Source organism: Pseudomonas sp. 2 (assembly GCF_056627435.1).
The window spans coordinates 44,948-65,350 of the sequence record NZ_JBWXNG010000016.1; the positions used below are offsets into that span (position 1 = coordinate 44,948).

General features: G+C 63.2%; 23 protein-coding genes and 1 pseudogene. 7 read left to right on the forward strand and 17 right to left on the reverse strand.

The window, feature by feature from the left end; translation table 11 throughout:
* Window positions 1-24 precede the first annotated feature (24 nt).
* Window positions 25-246 carry a hypothetical protein gene (locus AC1MEK_RS22980; protein ID WP_480398577.1) on the reverse strand — a complete coding sequence of 74 codons (222 nt, stop codon included), beginning with the start codon at window positions 244-246 and terminating at the stop codon, window positions 25-27.
* 206 nt (window positions 247-452) lie between these two features.
* Here AC1MEK_RS22980 and AC1MEK_RS22985 point away from each other — a divergent pair, with 206 nt between their 5' ends.
* A complete protein-coding gene (locus tag AC1MEK_RS22985; protein ID WP_480398578.1) occupies window positions 453-1,061 on the forward strand; it encodes a TetR/AcrR family transcriptional regulator in 609 nt (202 codons plus the stop codon).
* A 23-nt stretch (window positions 1,062-1,084) separates the two neighbouring features.
* Here the strand turns inward: AC1MEK_RS22985 and AC1MEK_RS22990 are convergent, their stop codons facing one another.
* Window positions 1,085-1,477, reverse strand: a complete 393-nt coding sequence (locus tag AC1MEK_RS22990) for a response regulator (RefSeq protein ID WP_480398579.1) — start codon at window positions 1,475-1,477, stop codon at window positions 1,085-1,087.
* A gap of 675 nt (window positions 1,478-2,152) precedes the next feature.
* Here AC1MEK_RS22990 and AC1MEK_RS22995 point away from each other — a divergent pair.
* From AC1MEK_RS22995 to AC1MEK_RS23010, 4 genes and pseudogenes are all read left to right on the forward strand, one after another.
* Window positions 2,153-2,839, forward strand: a pseudogene (locus AC1MEK_RS22995) (cache domain-containing protein); the annotation flags it as partial.
* A 123-nt stretch (window positions 2,840-2,962) separates the two neighbouring features.
* Window positions 2,963-3,697, forward strand: coding sequence for a methyl-accepting chemotaxis protein (locus AC1MEK_RS23000; RefSeq protein ID WP_480398687.1), 735 nt, complete (start codon window positions 2,963-2,965; stop codon window positions 3,695-3,697).
* 147 nt (window positions 3,698-3,844) lie between these two features.
* On the forward strand, window positions 3,845-4,729 hold the full coding sequence (locus AC1MEK_RS23005) for an urea transporter (protein WP_480398580.1): 885 nt from the start codon (window positions 3,845-3,847) through the stop codon (window positions 4,727-4,729).
* Window positions 4,730-4,849: 120 nt separating this feature from the next.
* Window positions 4,850-5,848, forward strand: coding sequence for a sulfate ABC transporter substrate-binding protein (locus tag AC1MEK_RS23010; protein ID WP_480398581.1), 999 nt, complete (start codon window positions 4,850-4,852; stop codon window positions 5,846-5,848).
* A gap of 178 nt (window positions 5,849-6,026) precedes the next feature.
* Here the strand turns inward: AC1MEK_RS23010 and AC1MEK_RS23015 are convergent, their stop codons facing one another.
* From AC1MEK_RS23015 to ccmA, 10 genes are all read right to left on the reverse strand, one after another.
* The gene (locus tag AC1MEK_RS23015; RefSeq protein ID WP_480398582.1) at window positions 6,027-6,440 is read right to left on the reverse strand and encodes a hypothetical protein; all 414 of its coding nucleotides are present in this window, start codon (window positions 6,438-6,440) and stop codon (window positions 6,027-6,029) included.
* Between the two features lie 51 nt (window positions 6,441-6,491).
* Window positions 6,492-7,697 (reverse strand): c-type cytochrome biogenesis protein CcmI, encoded by a 1,206-nt coding sequence (gene ccmI / locus AC1MEK_RS23020; RefSeq protein WP_480398583.1) that lies wholly within the window; start codon window positions 7,695-7,697, stop codon window positions 6,492-6,494.
* Window positions 7,694-8,140, reverse strand: coding sequence for a cytochrome c-type biogenesis protein (locus tag AC1MEK_RS23025; protein ID WP_480398584.1), 447 nt, complete (start codon window positions 8,138-8,140; stop codon window positions 7,694-7,696). Before AC1MEK_RS23025 ends, ccmI begins: the two co-directional genes overlap by 4 nt.
* 134 nt (window positions 8,141-8,274) lie before the next feature.
* A complete protein-coding gene (locus AC1MEK_RS23030; protein WP_480398585.1) occupies window positions 8,275-8,811 on the reverse strand; it encodes a DsbE family thiol:disulfide interchange protein in 537 nt (178 codons plus the stop codon).
* Entirely contained in the window at window positions 8,808-10,781 is a 1,974-nt protein-coding gene (locus tag AC1MEK_RS23035; protein ID WP_480398586.1) for a heme lyase CcmF/NrfE family subunit, read from the reverse strand. Before AC1MEK_RS23035 ends, AC1MEK_RS23030 begins: the two co-directional genes overlap by 4 nt.
* A gap of 3 nt (window positions 10,782-10,784) precedes the next feature.
* A complete protein-coding gene (gene ccmE, locus AC1MEK_RS23040) occupies window positions 10,785-11,264 on the reverse strand; it encodes a cytochrome c maturation protein CcmE (protein WP_480398587.1) in 480 nt (159 codons plus the stop codon).
* Complete coding sequence (ccmD, locus tag AC1MEK_RS23045) at window positions 11,261-11,437, reverse strand: heme exporter protein CcmD (RefSeq protein ID WP_480398588.1); 177 nt, start codon at window positions 11,435-11,437, stop codon at window positions 11,261-11,263. Before ccmD ends, ccmE begins: the two co-directional genes overlap by 4 nt.
* The gene (locus AC1MEK_RS23050; RefSeq protein ID WP_480398589.1) at window positions 11,434-12,234 is read right to left on the reverse strand and encodes a heme ABC transporter permease; all 801 of its coding nucleotides are present in this window, start codon (window positions 12,232-12,234) and stop codon (window positions 11,434-11,436) included. The genes ccmD and AC1MEK_RS23050 overlap by 4 nt, the downstream gene beginning before the upstream one ends.
* A gap of 117 nt (window positions 12,235-12,351) precedes the next feature.
* Window positions 12,352-13,023 (reverse strand): heme exporter protein CcmB, encoded by a 672-nt coding sequence (ccmB, locus tag AC1MEK_RS23055; RefSeq protein WP_480398590.1) that lies wholly within the window; start codon window positions 13,021-13,023, stop codon window positions 12,352-12,354.
* Window positions 13,020-13,655, reverse strand: a complete 636-nt coding sequence (gene ccmA / locus AC1MEK_RS23060) for a cytochrome c biogenesis heme-transporting ATPase CcmA (RefSeq protein ID WP_480398591.1) — start codon at window positions 13,653-13,655, stop codon at window positions 13,020-13,022. The genes ccmB and ccmA overlap by 4 nt, the downstream gene beginning before the upstream one ends.
* Window positions 13,656-13,813: 158 nt before the next feature.
* On the opposite strand from ccmA, the gene fliK reads away from it, so the two are divergent.
* Together fliK and AC1MEK_RS23070 are read left to right on the forward strand one after the other, a co-directional pair.
* On the forward strand, window positions 13,814-15,442 hold the full coding sequence (gene fliK / locus AC1MEK_RS23065) for a flagellar hook-length control protein FliK (protein ID WP_480398592.1): 1,629 nt from the start codon (window positions 13,814-13,816) through the stop codon (window positions 15,440-15,442).
* On the forward strand, window positions 15,442-15,768 hold the full coding sequence (locus AC1MEK_RS23070; RefSeq protein WP_480398593.1) for an EscU/YscU/HrcU family type III secretion system export apparatus switch protein: 327 nt from the start codon (window positions 15,442-15,444) through the stop codon (window positions 15,766-15,768). The genes fliK and AC1MEK_RS23070 overlap by 1 nt, the downstream gene beginning before the upstream one ends.
* An 876-nt stretch (window positions 15,769-16,644) precedes the next feature.
* Here the strand turns inward: AC1MEK_RS23070 and AC1MEK_RS23075 are convergent.
* From AC1MEK_RS23075 to motD, 5 genes are all read right to left on the reverse strand, one after another.
* Window positions 16,645-17,040, reverse strand: a complete 396-nt coding sequence (locus AC1MEK_RS23075; protein ID WP_480398594.1) for a DUF2802 domain-containing protein — start codon at window positions 17,038-17,040, stop codon at window positions 16,645-16,647.
* Window positions 17,041-17,520 (reverse strand): chemotaxis protein CheW, encoded by a 480-nt coding sequence (locus AC1MEK_RS23080; protein ID WP_400599594.1) that lies wholly within the window; start codon window positions 17,518-17,520, stop codon window positions 17,041-17,043.
* A gap of 51 nt (window positions 17,521-17,571) precedes the next feature.
* Window positions 17,572-18,525 carry a CheW domain-containing protein gene (locus AC1MEK_RS23085; protein ID WP_480398595.1) on the reverse strand — a complete coding sequence of 318 codons (954 nt, stop codon included), beginning with the start codon at window positions 18,523-18,525 and terminating at the stop codon, window positions 17,572-17,574.
* A gap of 114 nt (window positions 18,526-18,639) precedes the next feature.
* On the reverse strand, window positions 18,640-19,476 hold the full coding sequence (locus tag AC1MEK_RS23090; RefSeq protein WP_480398596.1) for a ParA family protein: 837 nt from the start codon (window positions 19,474-19,476) through the stop codon (window positions 18,640-18,642).
* A 39-nt stretch (window positions 19,477-19,515) separates the two neighbouring features.
* The gene (gene motD / locus AC1MEK_RS23095; RefSeq protein ID WP_480398597.1) at window positions 19,516-20,400 is read right to left on the reverse strand and encodes a flagellar motor protein MotD; all 885 of its coding nucleotides are present in this window, start codon (window positions 20,398-20,400) and stop codon (window positions 19,516-19,518) included.
* Between the last annotated feature and the right edge of the window lie 3 nt (window positions 20,401-20,403).

The window sequence follows — 20,403 nt, forward strand, 5'->3', positions numbered from 1 at the left end:
GGCTCCCACATTTAAAAGCCTGCTTCAGTGGCTCTCCCACGGCATCGGCTTGCCCGCCCGCACCTTGGCGTTGAGCGAGCGCAGCAGCTCAAGCGGGTCGCAGTCTTCGAGGGCGTGGCTCTGTTCGTCGACCCAGGTCATGACCTGCTGCCGATCCAGGGTGGGTCTGCGGTGGAGGATTTCCACCAGTTGCCGCTCGCAGTGCTGGGCATAGGCAACGACGCTGGAAAACAAAGGGTTGTTCATGCTGCTGACACCTCGCCGTGCAAATCCCGTTCAGCCTTGAAAAGGCGCCAGTTGATTCCCGCTTGATCCGACCGCAAGGCGCACCATAGCACCGCCGACAACCGCCAGCACAGCCCCTGCGCCTGGGTGCCCGGCGCAATCTTGAGCCTGTCGCGAGGCCGGTGCTACCATTCGCCACCGCCGAGCAGGCAAGGACATTCCGCTTTATGAGCAGCATCCGCGAGCGCAACAAAGAACTGATCCTGCGCGCAGCCAGTGAAGAATTCGCCGACAAGGGCTTCGCCGCCACCAAGACCAGCGACATCGCCGCCAAGGCCGGTGTGCCCAAGCCCAACGTCTATTACTACTTCAAATCCAAGGAAAACCTCTACCGCGAGGTGCTCGAAAGCATCATCGAGCCGATCATGCAGGCGTCGACCCCCTTCAATCGCCAAGGGGTTCCCGGCGAAGTGCTGAGCGGCTACATCCGCTCCAAGATCCGCATCTCTCGCGACCTGCCGTTTGCTTCCAAGGTGTTCGCCAGCGAGATCATGCACGGCGCGCCGCACCTCACCAATGAGCAGACCGAACAGCTCAACGCCCAGGCCCGGCACAACATCGAGTGCATCCAGGGCTGGATCGACGACGGCCTGATCGCCCCGCTCGACCCGCATCACCTGATGTTCAGCATCTGGGCCGCGACCCAGACCTACGCCGATTTCGACTGGCAGATTTCGTCGGTCACCGGCAAGGCGAAGCTGGACGACGCCGACTACGAGGCCGCCGCCCAGACCATCGTGCGCCTGGTGCTCAAGGGGTGTGAGCCGGATCGCTAGGCGCGGACTCAGATCGGTTAGGGCTAAGGCGCCTTCACTGACTGCAGCGCCTTGTCGACGCCATCGAGCAATTGCCCGAAGCTCCAGGGTTTGCGGATGAAGGTCACCGGGTGCTGCACGCCGGAGCTTTCCGGCGTTTCATGGCCGGACATGATCAGAATCGGAATCTGCGGCCATTTGTTGCCTGAAAGGTTGGCCAGATCGGCGCCGTTCAAGGTGCCAGGCATGAGGATATCGGTGAGCAGCAGCGACACTCGCTCGGCGTGATCATCGAGAAACTTCACGGCGTCGTCGGCGTTTTCCAGCGCGTGGGTGGCAAAGCCCTCATCGCCCAGGATCTCGCAGACGAAATCGCGAATGATCGACTCATCCTCCACCACCAGAATGAGACGTTTTACCTGCTCGTTCGCTGCCATTTGCGCTGCACCCACCATAAGTCTTCCCATTACCTGTTCAGCCAGCCCTGCCCTGGACTCGGGTTGCTGTCGGTACTGTGAGCGGCGCGCGCGCTGGAAATTCCATTCGATGATGAAATTTGCTCGATAAGGTTATTAGCGGCGGAGGCTGCGGCGAGGGAGTCGACCTTTCTGCGGGCATTAAAAAACCCGCCGAAGCGGGTTTGTGCAAGACCGTCCAACTCCTTGTCGGCAGCCATTCCTGGCGAACGGTCGATCGTCCCTGATCCCGCAGCGTTCCTTCGTTGCGGTTGATGGATCCAATTTATCGCGAATCTGGGATCCAACCTAGAGCTGAAATCTCCACTTCGTGTAAGCCTTTGCCTACAAAGCTGGCAATTTGACGTCAGATTTCTGAAAAGGTGGATTCTAGGACTAATGGCGAATTGGCCTTAGTCGACGACTGACTGTACAAATCGCCCGTCACGCACTCAGGTTTGCCGATCCTGCGCCGAGATGCTGAAGACGGGCCCGTGCTGCTCGCAGGCGACTGCGAGTGGTCAAGAAGGGCCCGCGCGATAACAAGAACAATGAAACGGAGTGACGGTCATGAATATGCGTAATCTGTCGATCAGCCGGCGTCTGTGGCTGATTCTAATCGTCGCCGTGCTGATGCTGTTCACCCTGGCCGTGGCCATGCTCAAGCAGATCCACGACGATCTGTATGACGCCAAGGCGCAGAAAACCATGCACGTGGTGCAGACCGCCAATGGTGTGCTGGAGTATTACCAAAGCCTTGAAAGCAGCGGCAAACTGACCCGCGAACAGGCCCAGCAGCAGGCCATGGATGCCATTCGCGGCCTGCGCTACAACCAGACCGACTACTTCTGGATCAACGACCTGCGCCCGGTGATGATCATGCACCCGGCCAACCCCAAGCTGGTGGGCCAGGACCTTTCCGGGGTGAAGGACCCGGACGGCTTCCAGGTCTTCAACGAAATGGTCACCCTGGCCAAGGCCAAGGGCGCCGGGATGGTCAACTACCGCTGGCCCAAGCCGGGCGCCAGCGAGCCGGTGCAGAAGACTTCCTATATCTCGCTGTTCACGCCCTGGGGCTGGATCATCGGCTCGGGGGTGTACGTCGACGACGTGCAGGCCGAATTCCAGCAGCAAGTGATCAAGGCGCTGTCGATCAGCGCCGCGATCATCGTGGTGATGGCGCTGCTGTTGATCGTCATCGGCCGCAGCATCTCCGGCCCCCTGAACGCCACGGTCGAGGCCATGGCCAACATTGCCAGCGGCGAAAGCGACCTGACACGCAGCCTGGAAACCCACGGCAAGGACGAAATCACCCAGCTCGCCGGGCACTTCAACGCCTTCACCGCCAAGCTGCGCGGTGTCATTGGCCAACTGCAAGTGTCGGCGGTGAGCCTTGGCCAGGCGTCCGGCGAACTGGGCAACAACGCGCTGCAGGCTCAAGAGCGCAGCCAGCAGCAGTCGCTGCAGATGGAACAGGTGGCCACCGCGATCAACGAAGTCACCTACGGCGTGCAGGATGTGGCCAAGAACGCCGAGCACGCCGCCAGCGAGATGCGCAATGCCGAATCCCAGGCGCAGCAGGGCCAGGCGAACATCGATTCGAGCCTCAAGCAGATCGACCACCTGTCCGGCACCATTAACCAGGCGGTGGACGTGATCCGCACCCTGTCCAGCGAAAGCACGCAGATTGGCGGGGTGCTGGAGGTGATCAGCTCCATTGCCGAACAGACCAATCTGCTGGCCTTGAACGCCGCCATCGAAGCGGCGCGGGCGGGCGACCAGGGCCGCGGTTTTGCGGTGGTGGCTGACGAAGTGCGGCTGCTGGCGCAACGCACGCAGAAATCCACGGCCGAGATTCAGGTGATGATCGAGCGCCTGCAAAGTCATTCCGACGCCGCCGTGAAGGTGATCGGCGACAGCAGCCGCTCCTCGCAACTGACCATCGAGCAGGCCAATCTGGCCGGCCAGAGCCTGACCTCGATCAGCCAGGCCCTGCGCAACCTCAATGGCCTGAACGCCTCGATCGCCAGCGCCACGCTGCAGCAGTCCCACGTGGTCGAGGACATCAACCAGAACGTCACCCAAGCCGCGCAACTGTCCCAAGGCACGGCGATTGCCGCCGAGCAATCCAGCGCGGCCAGTGTGCAGCTCAAGGGGTTGAGTGAGCAGTTGAACGGGTTGTTGCGCCAGTTCCGGGTTTGACGTAGAGCCCGTAGCAGTCCGGCTTGCCGGCGACAGTGCCAGTGATATCGCCATCGCCGACAAGCCGGACTGCTACGAGGCGAAACTTGCCTGACCCATCACCTTCAGCCATTATGTATACAATAAAAAACATTATTGAATACACCAATGCAAACCCTTCGCTCTGCCCCCGCCTCTCACTGCCCTGACTGGGCCGAAGCCCTACTCAACGGCTTCAGTCAGGTCCTGCTGCAACGCAACCCCTTGTGTGGCCTGATGTGCCTGTTGGCAATCCTCATCAGTGCGCCCTCTTCCCTGGGCGGCGCCCTGCTTGGCGCCGTGGCCGGGTTGCTAACGGCACAACGCCGCGGCTACCCCAAGGCTGAGCGCCAGTCCGGCGTGTACAGCTACAACGGCGTACTGCTCGGGCTGCTGATCAGCTACCGCTTTGACTGGTCGCCCCTGTCGCCGCTGCTGATCATCGCCTGCGGCGGGCTGAGCGCAATGCTGATGCACGCCTGGCTTGCGCGAACGCCGCGGGCCTCGTGCCTGAAGGCCTACACCGCGCCGTTCGTGCTGTTCAGTTGGGTGCTGCTGGTGTTCGCCGAGCCGATGCCTGCGGCAGCAATCACTGACACCAACCTGCTCCACGCACTGCCACAGGGGTTGGGCCAAGTGTTTCTCTTGGATAACCCGCTGGCGGGTGTACTGATCGGCATCGGCCTGTTGTTCGCAAGCCCGCGTGCCGCGATATGGGCCGCGCTGGGCTGCGTCAGCGGCGTGGCGTTCGCCTTGTGGCAGCAGGAGAACAACCCACTGCTGTTGGGACTGGCCGGTTACAACCCTGCGCTGGCGGCTCTGGCCTTCAGCCAGGTGCGCAACAAACCCTGGCTGCCGGGAATTGCCATCCTGTTGGCGATCCTCCTGCAACCGGGTTTTGCCGGCCTGGGTCTGGCCACATTGACCGCGCCGTTCATCCTCGCCTGCTGGCTGGTGCAGGCTGGGGGCCGGCTGTTTCGCCAGGCCGCTGGCAATCAACGGCTGCACGGTTAAACAGGTATAAGTACAGAAGTTTTTAATCTATGGGGCGCTAACCGATTTCGTTATAGTCGCGGCCATTAGCCACTCTTTTTCGTCATAACAATAATTGCCGACACCCCAAGGAATTTCCCAGTGAAAAAGATCTTCGCCGCTTCGATGCTGGTCGCCGCCATGGCGTTCGGCAGTGCCGCCCAGGCCGCGCCCGAATTGCTCAACGTCTCCTATGACGTGATGCGCGACTTCTACAAGGACTACAACATCGCCTTCCAGAAACACTGGCAGGCCGAGCACAAGGAAGACATCCCGCTGAAGATGTCCTTCGGCGGTTCGAGCAAGCAGGCACGCGCCGTGATCGACGGCCTGCAGGCGGACGTGATCACCATGAACATGGCCACCGACATCAATGCGCTGGCCGACAACGGCGAACTGGTACCGAAAAACTGGGTCGAGCGCCTGCCCAACCACAGCGCTCCGTTCACCTCCGCCACGGTGTTCATCGTGCGCAAGGGCAACCCCAAGCACCTGAAAGACTGGCCGGATCTGGTCAAGGATGGCGTCGAAGTCGTGGTGCCCAACCCGAAAACCTCGGGCAACGGCCGCTACACCTACCTCTCGGCGTGGGGCTACACCCTGAAGAATGGCGGCGATGAAGCGGCGGCGAAGAAGTTCGTTGGCCAGCTGTTCAGCCATGTGCCGGTACTGGACACCGGCGGTCGTGGCGCCACCACCACCTTCATGACCAACCAGATCGGCGACGTGCTGGTGACCTTCGAGAACGAGGCGGAAATGATCGCCCGCGAATTCGGCCGCGACCAGTTCGAAGTGGTCTACCCGAGCGTGTCCGCCGAAGCCGAGCCGCCGGTGAGCGTGGTCGACAAGGTCGTGGACAAGAAAGGCACCCGCGCCGCCGCCGAGGAATACCTCAAGTACCTGTGGTCGCCGGAGGGCCAGGAAATTGCTGCCGCGAACTACCTGCGTCCGCGTGACCCGGCGGTGCTGGCCAAGTACACCGACCGCTTCCCGAAAGTCGATTTCCTCTCGGTAGACAAGACCTTCGGCGACTGGCGCACCGTGCAGAAGACCCACTTTGTCGATGGCGGGGTGTTCGACCAGATCTACCCGGCCAAATAAGCCATTCACGCAAACAGAAACGGCGACCTCAGGTCGCCGTTTTTTATGCCGTTGCACAGGCCCAGTACGCGGATGTGGCGTTATCTGGACCGTAGCAGCCGAGCTTGCTCGCGGGTGGCCCTCAAGATCGCCCCCGCCGGCAAGCCGTGCTGCTACGGTTCGGTGTCGCTCCCCGGGATCAATTCCCGAACTGCCGACTCAACCCCGCCGGCACGCCGCTCGAATCAGTCTCCTGCCAAGGCCCGGCTGGCGAGGTCGACCAGCTCCAGCCGTTGTTCCAGCGGTAATAGGTGCGCTGGCGGTAAAAGGTGTTGGGCACGTTGTCGAGCACATGCACGCCCAGCTTCGCGTCCCAGTGACTGTTGCCGCCCGGTGGCGGGGCGAAGTTGGCGCTGGTTTTCGGGCCCGACGGAATCGGCATCGAAGGCGGGGTCTGCGGCGTGGTGCGGGGCGTGCCCGGCTGCGGGGTGGGCGACGGCCCTGGAATCGTCGGAATCGGCTCCGAGCTGGTAGGGCCGGGGCGCTGGACCGCACAGGCGGCGCTCAGCGCCACCACCACAGTCAACAAGGCAAATCGTGCGACGCGATACATAAAGGCATCTCTTTTGGGTCGGGCCGCACGACCTGCTGGGTGGGTCGGCGGCTACTGATCAGGGCTGTCGATGGTCAAGGCCTGGCGGGCGGTCACGTTGCTGGGCAACGGCTGACTGCGGCCAATCCACTCGCCGGACGTCGGCTGGCCTGCGCGGGATACCCGCGCAACCAGTTGGACTTCCGGAAAGTTCGACAGTTTCAGTTGCGGCATCATCGCGTCGGCGTCGGTCAGCTCCACTTGCACCGGCAGATCCGCCACGGTCACGCGCTTGACCGCCAATGGCGCTGGCGGGCCGGAAACCGCGCGGGCGAAGATGAACACCGTATCGCCCGGCTGCACCTTGGCCTTCAGCTCATCGGCCAGGCTCACCTGAACCTTCAGATGGGCCCCGGCGGCCGCCACCAAGGGCGCGTCCTTCAAGGTGCCACCGCTTTGCACCAGCCGATCGCTGGCTTTGGCAATGCCGCCTTCCAGCGCACTGCGCGAAGGATCGTTGGGCGGCAGCACCGCCAGCAGGCGCCGCCAGTAATCCACGGCGTCCTGGAAGTGCTGGCTCTCGAACGCGTTAATGCCTTTCAGGCCCAGGCTGGTGGGCTCTTTGGGGTCAGCTTTCAGCGCCTCGTCGGCCAACCCCTGGATCTGCGGGGTCCAGGCCTTGTTGCCGGCGAAATACAGCGACTGCGCCCACTGCCCCAACAGCTCCGGCTGACGACCGGCCAGCCCCACCGCCGCTTCGAACATCTTCGCAGCATCCGCCGGACGATCCTGAGCCATATAGGTACGCGCCAGGAAATAAATGCTCTCGGCGGAGTCAGGCTGCGCCTTGACCGCTCGCTCCAGGCGATCGGTCATCTGCGCAAGGGACGCCGGTGGCGTGGCGAACTCGCGGGTCAGTTCGACCTTGTCGCTGGCACCGAAATGCAGGTAAAGCCCCAGGCCCAGCACCGGCACCAGGACCGCCACCAGCAATGGCAACGGCTTGCCCAGACGCCCGATCTTTTGTGCCGCAACGCCTTCGGTGTCGGCCAGCAACTCACGGGCCGCTTCGGCGCGACCACTGTCCATCTGCGCCGCAGTCAGTACACCATCGGCCTGCTGCGCCTGCAGCTCGGCCAAGCGCTCTTGATACAGGGCGACGTTAAGGGCGGTGCGATCCTCCTCGCTTTGGGCGCGTCGACCGCGCACAAGGGGAATCAGCAGAAAACTCAAAGCCACCAGCAACAGCAGGCCGGCCGCTAGCCAGAAATCGATCATTCGGGTTTGTTATCCAGCAGGTGGGCGAGGCGCTGCCGCTCCTCGGTGGAAAGCACATCAGGTTCAGCGGCGCGCTGTTTGCGACGCCGCGCGACGATCACGCCGATCAGCACCACGCCGCCCAGCAACAGCCCGCCGGGGCCGAACCAGAGCAGCCAGGTGTGGGCGTTGAGTTCAGGCTTGTAGCGCACGAACTCGCCGTAGCGGTCGACCATGAAGTCGATGATCTGCTGATTGCTCTGGCCTTCGCCGAGCATGCGGTAGATCTCCTTGCGCAGGTCGGCGGCAATCGGCGCGTTGGAATCGGCGATGTCCTGATTCTGGCACTTGGGGCAACGCAGCTCGCGGGTCAGCTCGGTGTAGCGGGCGCGCTCGGCGTCATCCTTGAAGGTGTAGGCGTCGATGGCGGCGTGGGCGATACTCGCGCTGCCCAGCATCAACATGGCTACAACCGCTGAACGCGCAACCTGTAGGAGTGAGCTTGCTCGCGAAGAGGCCGGAACATCCGCAACATCTGCATCGGCCATGACATCGCCTTCGCAAGCAAGCTCGGCTCCCACAGGGATCGGTGTACGGCTCATTGCTTGCCCTCATCGACCAGCCCCTGATACAGCCCGGCTAGTTTCTCGCGCCAGACCGTCTCGTCGATCACGCCGACGTGCTTGTAGCGAATGATGCCCTTGGCGTCGATCAGGAAGGTTTCCGGCGCGCCATAGACACCCAGATTCAGGCCCAGGCTGCCCGCCTCGTCATTGATGTTGAGCTCGTAGGGATCGTGAAAATCCTTGAGCCACTTCAGCGCGTCGGCATTCACATCCTTGTAGTTGACGCCGTAGATCACCACGCCCTGCTGTGCCAGTTTGGTCAGCACCGGGTGCTCGACGCGGCAGGCGATGCACCAGGTGCCCCAGACATTGACCAGCGCCGGCTTGCCGACGAGGTTGGCGCGGGTCAGCGGCTTGCCGTCCTGCACCGCCGGCAGGGAAAACTCAGGAAACGGCTTGTCGATCAGCGCCGACGGCAACTCCGAAGGGTCCAGGTACAGGCCCTTGTAGAGAAACGCCGCCACGCCCAGGAACAGCACCAGAGGAATCAACAACACCCAACGCTTCATACCGCCGCTCCCGACAACCCCAATGCATCCCGAACCTTGGCCCTGACCTTGACCCGATAACGCGGATCCAGCGCCGCCAGCAGGCCACCGAGCGCCGTGATCAGGCCGCCGAACCAGATCCAGCGTACGAACGGCTTGACGTGCACCCGCACCGCCCAGGCGCCGTTGTCCAGCGGCTCACCCAGTGCGACGTACAGATCGCGGGTGAACCCGGCGTCGATGCCCGCTTCGGTCATCATCGAGCGCTGCACGGTGTACAGGCGTTTTTCCGGGTGCAGCACCGTCACTTCCTTGCCCGCTTCGAGCACGCGAATGGTGCTCTTGTCAGACGTGAAGTTCGGCCCCTGAACGTGTTTGGCGCCTTCGAAGACGAACTGGTAACCGCCCAGCTCCACCGACTCGCCCGGTGCCAGGCGCATATCTCGCTCGGAGCTGTTCTGGCTCGACAGCACCACGCCCAGCGCCACCACGGCGATGCCGATGTGCGCCACCTGCATGCCCCAGTAGCTGCGGGTCAGCGAACGCATGCCCTTGATCAGGCCCTTGTGGCGAGTCTTGTCCAGCACGTCGCGCACCCCAGCCAGCAGCACCCAGGCCGCCAGCAGGAAGGTGGCGAGCACTGCCCAGTGGAAATCAGCCATGGCGAACCCGGCGATCACAGCTAGCACGGCACTGGCGACCAGCACCGGCGCGAGCATGCCCATCAGCCACTTGACCGGGGTGTCTTTCCAGCGCACCAGCACGCCGACGGCCATCACCGCCATCAGCACGCCCATCAGCGGCACGAACATCGCGTTGAAATACGGCGGACCGACCGACATCTTCGCCCCGCTCAGGGCGTCGAGCACCAGCGGATAGAGGGTGCCGAGCAGAATCATCGCGGCCGCCACCACCAGCACCAGGTTATTGCCCAACAGCAGGGTTTCCCGCGACCACAGGCCAAAACCGACATGGCTTTTGACCACCGGCGCGCGCACGGCGAACAGGGTCAGCGAACCGCCCACCACCAGCAACAGGAACACCAGAATGAACACGCCGCGCGCCGGGTCCGAAGCGAAGGCGTGCACCGAAGTCAGCACCCCGGAGCGCACCAGGAAAGTGCCCAACAGGCTCAAGGAAAATGCGGCGATGGCCAGCAGCACGGTCCAGCTCTTGAACACGCCGCGTTTTTCCGTGACCGCCAGCGAGTGAATCAGCGCCGTGCCCACCAGCCATGGCATGAACGAGGCGTTTTCCACCGGGTCCCAGAACCACCAGCCGCCCCAGCCCAGCTCGTAATAGGCCCACCATGAGCCCAGGGTGATGCCGATACCGAGAAAGCCCCAGGCGACGATGGTCCAGGGGCGCGACCAACGGGCCCAGGCGGCGTCCAGGCGCCCGCCGAGCAAGGCGGCGATGGCGAAGGCGAAGGCCACGGAGAACCCGACATAGCCCATGTACAGCATCGGCGGGTGAATGATCAGCCCCGGGTCCTGCAGCAGCGGGTTGAGATCGCGGCCGTCCTGCGGGCTCTGCGGCAGGATGCGGCTGAACGGGTTGGAGGTGAGGATCAGGAACAGCAGGAAACCCACGCTGATCATGCCCATCACCGCCAGCACCCGGGCCAGCATCACTTGCGGCAACTGCCGCGAGAACACCGACACGGCAAAGGTCCAGCCGCCGAGAATCAGCGCCCAGAGCAGCAGCGAGCCTTCGTGGGCGCCCCATACCGCGCTGAATTTGTAATACCACGGCAAGGCGCTGTTGGAGTTTTCAGCGATGTAGGCCACCGAAAAGTCGTCGACCATGAACGAATACGTCAGGCAACCGAAGGCGAACAACAGAAAGGCGAATTGCCCCCAGGCAGCGGGCTGGGCCAGGCCCATCCACACGCGATCGCCGCGCCAGGCGCCCAGCAGTGGCACCACGGCCTGCACGATGGCAAAGCACAGGGCCAGGATCATGGCCAGATGGCCGAGTTCGGGAATCATGGCTTACCCCTGTTTGGCCGGCGCGTAGGCGGCACCGGCGGGTGAATTCGATGCAGGCTGACCGCTGTCTTTCAACGCCTTGGTCACTTCAGGCGGCATGTATTTCTCATCGTGCTTGGCCAGCACTTCGTCCGCCACCACCACGCCCTCGGCGTTGAGCTTGCCCAACGCAACGATGCCCTGCCCTTCGCGGAACAGGTCCGGGAGGATGCCGCGATAGGTGATTTTTACCGACTTGTTGAAGTCGGTGACCACAAAGCTGACGTCCAGCGAATCGGCAGAACGTTGCAGCGAGCCCTTCTGCACCATGCCGCCGGCGCGGATGCGCGTGTCGTGGGGCGCTTCGCCGCTGGCGATCTGGGTCGGGGTGTAGAACAGGTTGATGTTCTCTTGCAGGGCGCTCAAGGCCAGGCTGACCGCGATGCCGACCCCGGCGAGGATCGCCACGATAATCAACAGGCGCTTCTTTCGCAGCGGATTCACGAGTTGCTCTCCCGGCGCAGACGACGCGCCTCTTGTTGCAGGTAACGCCGGCGCGCCAGCAAGGGTGACGCGACGTTGACGGCCAGTACGGTCAGGCAGATGCCGTAGGCCGTCCAGACGAACAGCCCGTGTTTGCCCATGGCGAGGAAGTCGACGAATGTCTCGAAACTCATTGCCCGGCTCCTTTGCCATTGCGACCGAGGCTGTTCAACACTTCGTCCTTGACCCAACTGGCGCGGGACTCGCGCTTGAGCACTTCCAGGCGCATGCGCAGCAGCAGCACGGCGCCGAAGAAGCAGTAGAAACCCAGAGCGGTGAACAGCAGCGGCAGCCACATTTCGACGGGCATCGCCGGTTTTTCGGTAAGGCTGAAGGTCGCGCCCTGGTGCAGGGTGTTCCACCACTCGACCGAGTACTTGATGATCGGGATGTTGATCACGCCGACAATGGCCAGCACTGCGCAGGCCTTGGCCGCGCTGTCACGATTGCTGATGGCGTTGCCCAGCGCAATAAGACCGAAGTACAGGAACAGCAGAATCAGCATGGACGTCAGGCGTGCGTCCCAGACCCACCAGGAGCCCCAGGTCGGCTTGCCCCAGATCGCCCCGGTGACCAGCGCCACGGCGGTCATCCAGGCGCCGATGGGCGCGGCGCATTGCAGCGCGATGTCGGCCATTTTCATCTTCCACACCAGCCCCACCACGCCGCAGACTGCCAGCATCACGTAGCAGGATTGCGCCAGCATGGCCGAAGGCACGTGGATATAGATGATGCGAAAGCTGTTGCCCTGTTGGTAATCCGGCGGCGCGAAGGCCAGGCCCCAGACCACGCCGATGCCGATCAACAGCGCAGCGGCGATGCTGAGCCAGGGCAGCAGGCGACCGCTGATGCCGTAAAACCATTTCGGCGAACCCAGTTTGTGGAACCAGGCCCAACTGATGCCGCCTTTCGTCTTGGCGCTTGTGTTCATCGCGCTGCCTTTTTCATCATGCGTTTCTCACGGTTTCATTCATCTACAAGCGCTTCTGTTGACCGAAGCGTCGGTGGCGCTCATGCCAAAAAGCTGTCCAATCGATCAGGAATTTGATTATTCGCCAACACTGATCTTCAAGCCAGCAGCAATTGCAAAAGGTGTCAGCGTTATAGCGAGTGCTGTCAGGCTGCCAAGCCAAAGCAGATAGCCGGTCGCAGGCATGCCCTGAAGGGCAGCCTGCAGGGCGCCGCTGCCCAGAATCAGCACCGGGATGTACAGCGGCAGTATCAGCAACGCCAGCAGCAGACCGCCGCGCTTGAGCCCTACCGTCAGGGCCGCGCCCACGGCGCCGAGCAGGCTCAGCACCGGTGTGCCCAACAACAATGACAATAGCAACACTGGCAGGCACGCGGTGGGCAACCCGAGCATCAAGGCCAGCAACGGCGAGAGCAACACCAGCGCCAGCCCGGAAAACGCCCAATGGGCCAGCACCTTGGCCAGTACCAGCAGCGAGAGCGGATGCGGGGACAGCACCCACTGCTCCAGCGAGCCGTCTTCGAAATCGCTGCGAAACAGGCCGTCCAGCGACAAGAGCACCGAGAGCAGCGCCGCCACCCACACCAGCCCCGGCGAAAGGGTCTGCAACAACTGCGCCTCAGGGCCGACCGCCAGCGGAAACAACGCAATGACGATGGCGAAGAACACCAGCGGGTTGAGCAATTCAGCCGGACGGCGAAACAGCAGGCGCGCCTCGCGGGCGATCAGCAGGGGAAATACGTGATTCATACGGCCCATTTCCCCAGGTCCAGATCGCGATAGCCGGCAGGCGTGCGGCTCAGCGTGTGGTGGGTGGTCAGCACCACGGTGCCGCCGCGCTCACAATGGCCGGCAAGGTGTTCTTCAAGTTGCGCCACGCCCTGCTTGTCCAGCGCAGTGAAGGGCTCGTCGAGCATCCACAATGCCGGCCCCGGCAGATACAGCCGCGCCAGCGCCACCCGGCGTTTCTGCCCGGCCGACAGCGTATGGCAGGGCACGTCCTCGAAACCGCGCAGGCCGACGGACTCCAGCGCCTGCCAGAGGGCATCGGTGGCGACGCTGTCATGCAGCGCACACAGCCAGCTGAGATTCTCCACGGGGGTGAGCAGATCCTTGATGCCCGCCGCGTGGCCGATCCACAACAGGTTGTCGGCCAGGGCGCTGCGCTGTTCGCTCAAGGGTTTGCCGTCGAGCAGCACCTGACCTGCAGTGGGCTGCATCAGGCCGCTGAGCAGGCGCAGCAGGCTGGTCTTGCCGCTGCCGTTGGGGCCGCTGATCTGCACCATGTCGCCCACTGCCAGCTTGAGGTCCAGATGCTCGAACAGCAGGCGCAAATCGCGCTCGCAAGCGAGCCCTACGGCTTCAAGAACAGGGATCGGCATGTGGACCTTCTTTTCGGATGGCAGGAGTGCACGGCGGTTCAAGTCAGGGGCGCGGCGGCCGTTATACTGGTGCGGCTTGGCGAGGGCGCCTGTGACATCGGTGCTGGATTATGCCAGCTTGAGCCTTCGAGAGCGCAATTTTACCGAGTCCGGATTCAATGACAGGCGATATTCCCAATCTTTCTCCCGTCGCCGCGGCCACCGCCCTGCTGCGTGCAGGCGTACCGCCAGGCGAAGTGCTCAAGCTGATGGAGCCGCGCGCCGGCCTGCTCGATGCAGGCAAGGTGGCCAATGCCGAAGTGGTCAGCCTCAAGCAACTGGGCGACGACTTCCAGCTGCTGCTCAAGCTGACCATGGACAACGGCCGCCAGACCACCCTCCCCGTTTCCAGCTCGCTCCCCCTGACGCCCGGCACCACAGTGAACGTCGCCCAGGGCTCGGCCGATACGCTGACCATCAGCGTGCAGGACTTGCAGAAAGCCATCACTAACAGCCTGACCAGCATCGACACCCGCCAGCTGCCGGCAGGCACCCTGCTGCAGGGCAAAGTGCTGACCACCCAGGTGGCGGCGCAGAACGTCGCGCAGCTGGCGGGGTTGCCCACAGGCAGCGCTTCGACCCAGCCAACGGTGTATCGCTCGATCGTGATGCTGCTCAACACCGCCCTGGCCGGCAGCAGCCTGACCATCGAAAGCCCGCAGCCGCTGCGCGTGGGCAGCCTGCTCAGCGCCCAGGTGCAGAACAGCCAGGCGCTGAATTTCATCGCCATGCCCAACCGCCTCGACGAACTGGCGCTGGCCCAGCAGCTGTCGACCCAGCAGAGCCGCCAGGGCTCGCTGCAAAGCCTGATCACCGCCCTGCAAAACCTGCCGCCGCCCCCGGCCGACAGCCCTGACACCCTGCCCGCTTCGTTGCGCGCCAGCATCGATCAGCTGTTTGCCGACCTCCCGGACTTGCAACAGATGACCACCGCCAAAGGTGTGGCTCAGGCGTTGAATGCCAGCGGCCTGTTCATGGAATCGCGCCTGCTGGCCGGCCAGAACCCGACGCTGATCCCGGACATGAAGGCCAACCTGCTGCGGGTCATCGCCCAGATTCTCCCCGGCCTGCCGGACAACACCAGCTATAACGCCGCCGCGGCGGCCAACACCATGGCCCGGGCGATGCCGAGCATGATCCGCAACGCCCTCGGCACCCTGGGGCTGGTCTCGGCGCCAAGCGTGCCAACCAGCTTCCCATTACCGGCGCGCACCCTCGGCAATCCCGAAGGCAAGGACGATCTGGAAACCCTGCTCAAACTCGCGGCAGGTGCTATCTCCCGGCTGCAGAGCCACCAACTGGGCGGCCTTGAACAGACCCGCAGCAACGCCGATGGCACCCAGGTCACCACCTGGCAGCTGGAAATCCCCATGCGCAACGCCCACGACGTGGTGCCGCTGCAGGTCAAGGTCCAGCGCGAAGACACGCCCGAGCGTGAGGAATCGCCGGAAACCGTGACCGGCGAAGAGAAGGACAAGGAAAAGCTCTGGCGCGTGGAACTGGCGTTCGACCTCGAACCCCTGGGGCCACTGCAGGTGCAGGCGCAACTGGTGGCAGGCAGCCTGTCCAGCCAGATGTGGGCACAGCGCGAAGGCGCCGCCGAGCTGATCACAAGCGAACTCGACAACCTGCGCGCACGCCTGGTGGCCTGCGGCCTGAACGTCAAAGAGCTGGCGTGCAACCGCGGCGTGCCCCACCAGGGCGCACGCACGGTGCTGGAACAACGCTGGATCGACGAGAACGCCTGATGAGCAAGCACCCACAGAACCCGCGCCAGGCCATCGCCCTGAGCTACGACGGCCAACAGGCTCCTACCCTCACCGCCAAGGGCGACGACGCCCTGGCCGAGGCCATCCTGGCCATTGCCCGGGAATACAAGGTCCCGATCTACGAAAACGCGGAACTGGTGAAAATGCTCGCGCGCATGGAACTGGGCGACAGCATTCCGCAGGAGCTGTACCTGACCATCGCCGAGATCATCGCGTTTGCCTGGCGCTTGAAAGGCAAGTTTCCGGCGGGGTTTGATCCGGATCCGGCGCCGGTGGAGCGGGATGTCACCCCTCCAAAATACTGAATGACAACGCATCCTGTAGACAGGCGATCCAGGATCAAAAGCGCTCTTCCTAACGTCAGACCTGTTTCGACTTCGTCGAGTTACTTGGAAGACCCCCAAGTAACCAAAGGGTCTTGCTCCTGGTTTGGGTCCTCCTTCGTCGGACTACCTTCATTCCGGCCTCGTTCCGTGGGCACGGCGCGAAAGGGCCATCCATGGCCCACGCGCCTCTCGCGACATCCTGTCGCTCGTCCCACTCCACGAGACCTCCATTCAGCCTGCACCCAAGTCGCGATTGGTGGTGTCTGGGAGATTTGCGCATGAAGATCAAAAACCAGATCAAAGGCGCGTTTTAGAGATGTTCGCGATCTGCTTCTGGCCGGAGGCCGTAGGAGCGCAGCTTGCTCGCGATCTGGCGCGAAGCGGCAGTAAAACCATCCATCTTGGCCGTGTCAGGCACACCGCGTGTACAGGATTTGCTGCCGCTTCGCGCCAGATCGCGAGCAAGCTGCGCTCCCACGGCCTTCGGCCAAAAGCAGATCGCACAGCACCATAACGTTGCCGTTGCTTTTGATCTTCATACGCGATAGCCCAGACACCACAAATCGCGACTTGGGTGCAGGCTGAACGCAGGTCTCGCGGAGTGGGTCGAGCCGCATGGATGCGGCGAGAGGCGTGTGGGCCATGGATGGCCCTTTCACGCCGGGCCCACGGAGCGAGACCGGAGTGAAGGAACCCTGACGAAGTCAGGGCCAAACCAGGAGCAAAAGCCCTTGGTTACTTGGGGCTTTTCCAAGTAACTCGACGAAGTCGAAACAGGTCTGACGTTAGGAAGAACGCTTTTGATCCCGGATCGCCTCGCCTGGCTACGAGCGAAAAGGCTCGCCCAGCCGCAAATCAATTATCCCCATGCAACCTGGCCATCAACTGCGCCTCGGCCTGGGTCAACCCACAAGACTGAGTCAGTTCATCAACGCTGGCCCCCATGCTCACCAGACGCGCTGCCTGAGCAAAGGACAAGGTGGAAGGGTCGCGCTGCTCGAGCGCGGTGATCTTGTCCGGCAGGGGCGCGACGATGGAGCGCAACTCGTGCAAGTCCTCGCCCATCTTCACAGTGCCGCCCTGGTAGTTTTCCAGGCGCCGGGCAAGATCGCGGATGCGCTGATCACGCAGCGAGTCGGCTTCGACCTGCTGCATGGCCTGCGTGCGTTGGCGTTTGGTGTGGGCCATGAACATCGCGACGCTCGCGACCCACAACACCGCCAGGAAAATCACCGCAACCTCGAAGATCAATCAGATGTTCTCCAACTCGGACCACTCTTCCTCGGTCATCATCTTGTCCAGCTCGACGAGGATCAGCAGTTCGCCGTTCTTGTTGCACACGCCCTGGATGAACTTGGCGGATTCGTCGTTGCCCACGTTCGGCGCGGTTTCGACTTCCGACTGGCGCAGGTAAACCACTTCAGCGACGCTGTCGACCAGGATCCCGACCACTTGCTTGTCGGCCTCGATGATCACGATACGCGTGTTGTCGCTGACTTCAACCGGCGGCAGACCAAAGCGCTGCCGGGTGTCGATCACGGTCACCACGTTGCCGCGCAGGTTGATGATGCCCAGCACGTAGCTTGGCGCTCCCGGTACCGGCGCGATCTCGGTGTAGCGCAGCACTTCCTGAACCTGCATCACGTTGATGCCATACGTTTCGTTGTCCAGGCGGAAGGTGACCCATTGCAGGATCGGATCTTCGGAACCCTGTGCTGACGACTTCTTCATACCCCTAACCCCTTGCGTGTTGTGCTCTGCGAGCAGCGCGTTGGCGCCGCTTTAGTGTTTATTCGATGGTGTTTGTTTCTGTGCCTGCATCTGCTTGACCGCGCCACTGGCAATCAGCTCGGCCAGTTCAGACACGTCCAGCAGCGCACACATGTGCTCGATCACCGTCCCGGCAAGCCAGGGCCGCTGACCGCGATGGGTGCGCCATTTGATTTCATTGGGGTCCAGGCGCAGCGAGCGGCTGACCTGATGCACCGCCAGCCCCCACTCGTAGCCCTGCACCGAGATCACGTACTGCAGGCCCTGACGAAAATCGTCGCGATAACGATCCGGCATGATCCAGCGCGCGGTGTCCAGCACCTTCAGGTTGCCGGCCTGGCTGGGCAGGATGCCGAGAAACCAGTCAGGCTGGCCGAACAGCGGCGTCAGGTCATGCCCGGCCAGCGGGTAGATCGAACCCAGGCATACCAGCGGCACGGCCAGAGTCAGACCGGCGACGTCGAACAGCAGGCATTCGAACGGCTCGTCGGCCCATGCCGGGCGCTCGTCCGAGGTTGGCGGCACGGGCGGGCGCTGGGCAGGCAGGTGCACGTCGGCCACCGGTTCCACCAGCCCGGGGACAGGCTCGGCTACGACAGGCGCCTCGACCACTGGCGCTTCAACCGGCGGCACTTCGATGATGGGCGGTGCGATCACCGGCGGCAGGATCACCGGCGCTTCCAGCACTTTCGCCGCTACAGGCTCGGCAACGGGCCGCTCCTTTGGCGTGAACGCCAGCGACACCGGCGCAGGCCGGCTGACCGGCGCAGGCACGGCCGCCGCGACCGCTTCGGCAACCGCCGAGCGCATGCGTGCGTCATGGGCCTGCTCTTCAAGTACGGCGGCCTGAAAGTCATCGATGCTTTCGGCGACTTCCAGTTCTTCGGTCGCGTCAGAAAGCAACGCGTCGAGGTAATTCTGCAGCGCCAGTTGTGGCCGTGATGCGGTGTCCAGAGGGCGGTTCATACAAGAGCCCGAAAATAAGTGATGCGATTGCCGCCTGCCCCAAATATCGGCTGCGGGCCCTGTGGACTTGAATGCGTAACGGCAAGGGTGGCGAGTAAACGATCAATGGACATGTCAGGCCACCTGTCCCTGTCCGTTGCTCTCTTTCCCATTGCTTTGCTGGCCACTGCCCTGCCCCGCCAGCTGCTCGGTGAGCATGTGCTTGAGCAACGCGCGGTAGGCCAGCACGCCACGGCTCTTGCCGTCGAATTGCGAAGGCGTGACGCCGGCCCGGCTGGCATCGCGCAGGCGTGTGTCGACCGGCACGTAGGCGTTCCAGACATGCTCGGGGAAACTGTCGCGCAGCAGCTTGAGCGTGCCCATCGAGGCCTGGGTGCGGCGGTCGAACAGCGTCGGCACGATGGTGTACGGCAACGGCACCTTGCGCGAGCGGTTGATCATCGCCAGGGTGTTGACCATGCGCTCCAGGCCCTTGACCGCGAGGAACTCGGTCTGCACCGGAATCGCCAGTTGCTGGCTCGCCGCCAGGGCGTTGACCATCAGCACGCCCAGCAGTGGCGGGCTGTCGATGATCGCGTAATCGAAATCCTGCCACAGCTGCGCAAGGCTCTTGGCGATCACCAGGCCCAGGCCGCTCTGGCCCGGTGTCTGGCGCTCCAGCGTGGCGAGCGCGGTGCTCGACGGCAGCAGGGAGATACGTTGATCGCTGGTGGGCAGCAGCAACTGGCCCGGCAGGCCTTCCGGCACCGCGCCCTTGTGCAGGAACAGGTCGAAGCAGCTGTGCTCCAGCGCATCGGGGTTGTGGCCGAAGTAGCTGGTCATCGAGCCGTGAGGGTCCAGGTCGACCACGACCACGCGCTTGCCCGCCTCGGCCAGCAAGCCGGCTAAAGCGATGGAGGTGGTGGTCTTGCCGACCCCGCCTTTCTGATTGGCTACCGCCCAGACTCTCATGTGTTGGTGTTCCCGCCGATCAAAGCGCTGCGCCCGCAGTCACGGGGCAGATGACGAAGATTTGACGCCTTGCGGCGGTTTAGCCGGGACTGGTGCAGTTTGTGTGCCAGCACGGCGCAATGCCGCATCGGGTTTTGCATTGGCCGCCGTGCCGGAGCCGGTCAGGCTGCGGCGCACATCCAGATTGCGGGAAATCACCAGCACCACGCGGCGGTTGCGCGCGCGGCCATCGGCGGTGGCATTGGAGGTCAGTGGCTGGAACTCGCCATAACCGACCGAGGCCATGCGCGCCGGATTGATGCCGTCCATCGCCAGCATGCGCACGATGCTCGACGCCCGTGCCGACGACAGCTCCCAGTTGCTCGGGAACTGCGCCGAGCTGATCGGCTGGTCGTCGGTGAAGCCTTCGACGTGGATCGGGTTGTCGAACGGCTTGACGATCTTCGCCACCTTGTCGATCAGGTCGAACGCCAGGTTGCTGGGCATCGCGTCGCCGCTTCCGAACAACAGGCTGGAATTGAGCTCGATCTCGATCCACAGCTCGTTGCCGCGCACGGTCATCTGGTTCGAGGCGATCAGGTCGCCGAACGCGGCATTGACGTCGTCGGCAATGGATTTCAGTGGGTCCTGCGCGGCCTGGCCGAGGGCGGCGTCGGTCTGGTCACTGTCCTTGACCAAGGGGTCTGCCGGGCGCACGGTCTGCGGCTTCTGCTCGCCGATGGGGATCGGCCGCACGCTGCGCTCGGCTTCGTTGAACACGCCGACCAGCGCCTCGGACAGCACCTTGTACTTGCCTTCGTTGAGCGAGGAAATGGAATACATGACCACGAAAAAGGCGAACAGCAAGGTGATGAAGTCCGCGTAGGACACCAGCCAGCGTTCGTGATTTTCGTGCTCCTCGTGGTGGCGACGTCGACGGGCCATCAG

Excerpts from the sequence above, each read along its gene's own strand:
- fliK (WP_480398592.1), top strand. The coding sequence starts at position 13,814 with ATGACAGGCGATATTCCCAATCTTTCTCCCGTCGCCGCGGCCACCGCC.
- AC1MEK_RS23050 (WP_480398589.1), bottom strand. The coding sequence starts at position 12,234 with ATGAACACAAGCGCCAAGACGAAAGGCGGCATCAGTTGGGCCTGGTTC.
- AC1MEK_RS23005 (WP_480398580.1), top strand. The coding sequence starts at position 3,845 with ATGCAAACCCTTCGCTCTGCCCCCGCCTCTCACTGCCCTGACTGGGCC.
- AC1MEK_RS23090 (WP_480398596.1), bottom strand. The coding sequence starts at position 19,476 with ATGAGAGTCTGGGCGGTAGCCAATCAGAAAGGCGGGGTCGGCAAGACC.
- AC1MEK_RS23035 (WP_480398586.1), bottom strand. The coding sequence starts at position 10,781 with ATGATTCCCGAACTCGGCCATCTGGCCATGATCCTGGCCCTGTGCTTT.
- motD (WP_480398597.1), bottom strand. The coding sequence starts at position 20,400 with ATGGCCCGTCGACGTCGCCACCACGAGGAGCACGAAAATCACGAACGC.
- AC1MEK_RS22985 (WP_480398578.1), top strand. The coding sequence starts at position 453 with ATGAGCAGCATCCGCGAGCGCAACAAAGAACTGATCCTGCGCGCAGCC.
- AC1MEK_RS23025 (WP_480398584.1), bottom strand. The coding sequence starts at position 8,140 with ATGTTGATGCTGGGCAGCGCGAGTATCGCCCACGCCGCCATCGACGCC.
- AC1MEK_RS22990 (WP_480398579.1), bottom strand. The coding sequence starts at position 1,477 with ATGGCAGCGAACGAGCAGGTAAAACGTCTCATTCTGGTGGTGGAGGAT.
- ccmB (WP_480398590.1), bottom strand. The coding sequence starts at position 13,023 with ATGAATCACGTATTTCCCCTGCTGATCGCCCGCGAGGCGCGCCTGCTG.
- ccmA (WP_480398591.1), bottom strand. The coding sequence starts at position 13,655 with ATGCCGATCCCTGTTCTTGAAGCCGTAGGGCTCGCTTGCGAGCGCGAT.
- AC1MEK_RS22980 (WP_480398577.1), bottom strand. The coding sequence starts at position 246 with ATGAACAACCCTTTGTTTTCCAGCGTCGTTGCCTATGCCCAGCACTGC.
- AC1MEK_RS23080 (WP_400599594.1), bottom strand. The coding sequence starts at position 17,520 with ATGAAGAAGTCGTCAGCACAGGGTTCCGAAGATCCGATCCTGCAATGG.
- AC1MEK_RS23030 (WP_480398585.1), bottom strand. The coding sequence starts at position 8,811 with ATGAAGCGTTGGGTGTTGTTGATTCCTCTGGTGCTGTTCCTGGGCGTG.
- ccmI (WP_480398583.1), bottom strand. The coding sequence starts at position 7,697 with ATGATCGATTTCTGGCTAGCGGCCGGCCTGCTGTTGCTGGTGGCTTTG.
- AC1MEK_RS23000 (WP_480398687.1), top strand. The coding sequence starts at position 2,963 with ATGGAACAGGTGGCCACCGCGATCAACGAAGTCACCTACGGCGTGCAG.
- AC1MEK_RS23015 (WP_480398582.1), bottom strand. The coding sequence starts at position 6,440 with ATGTATCGCGTCGCACGATTTGCCTTGTTGACTGTGGTGGTGGCGCTG.
- ccmD (WP_480398588.1), bottom strand. The coding sequence starts at position 11,437 with ATGAGTTTCGAGACATTCGTCGACTTCCTCGCCATGGGCAAACACGGG.
- AC1MEK_RS23085 (WP_480398595.1), bottom strand. The coding sequence starts at position 18,525 with ATGAACCGCCCTCTGGACACCGCATCACGGCCACAACTGGCGCTGCAG.
- AC1MEK_RS23070 (WP_480398593.1), top strand. The coding sequence starts at position 15,442 with ATGAGCAAGCACCCACAGAACCCGCGCCAGGCCATCGCCCTGAGCTAC.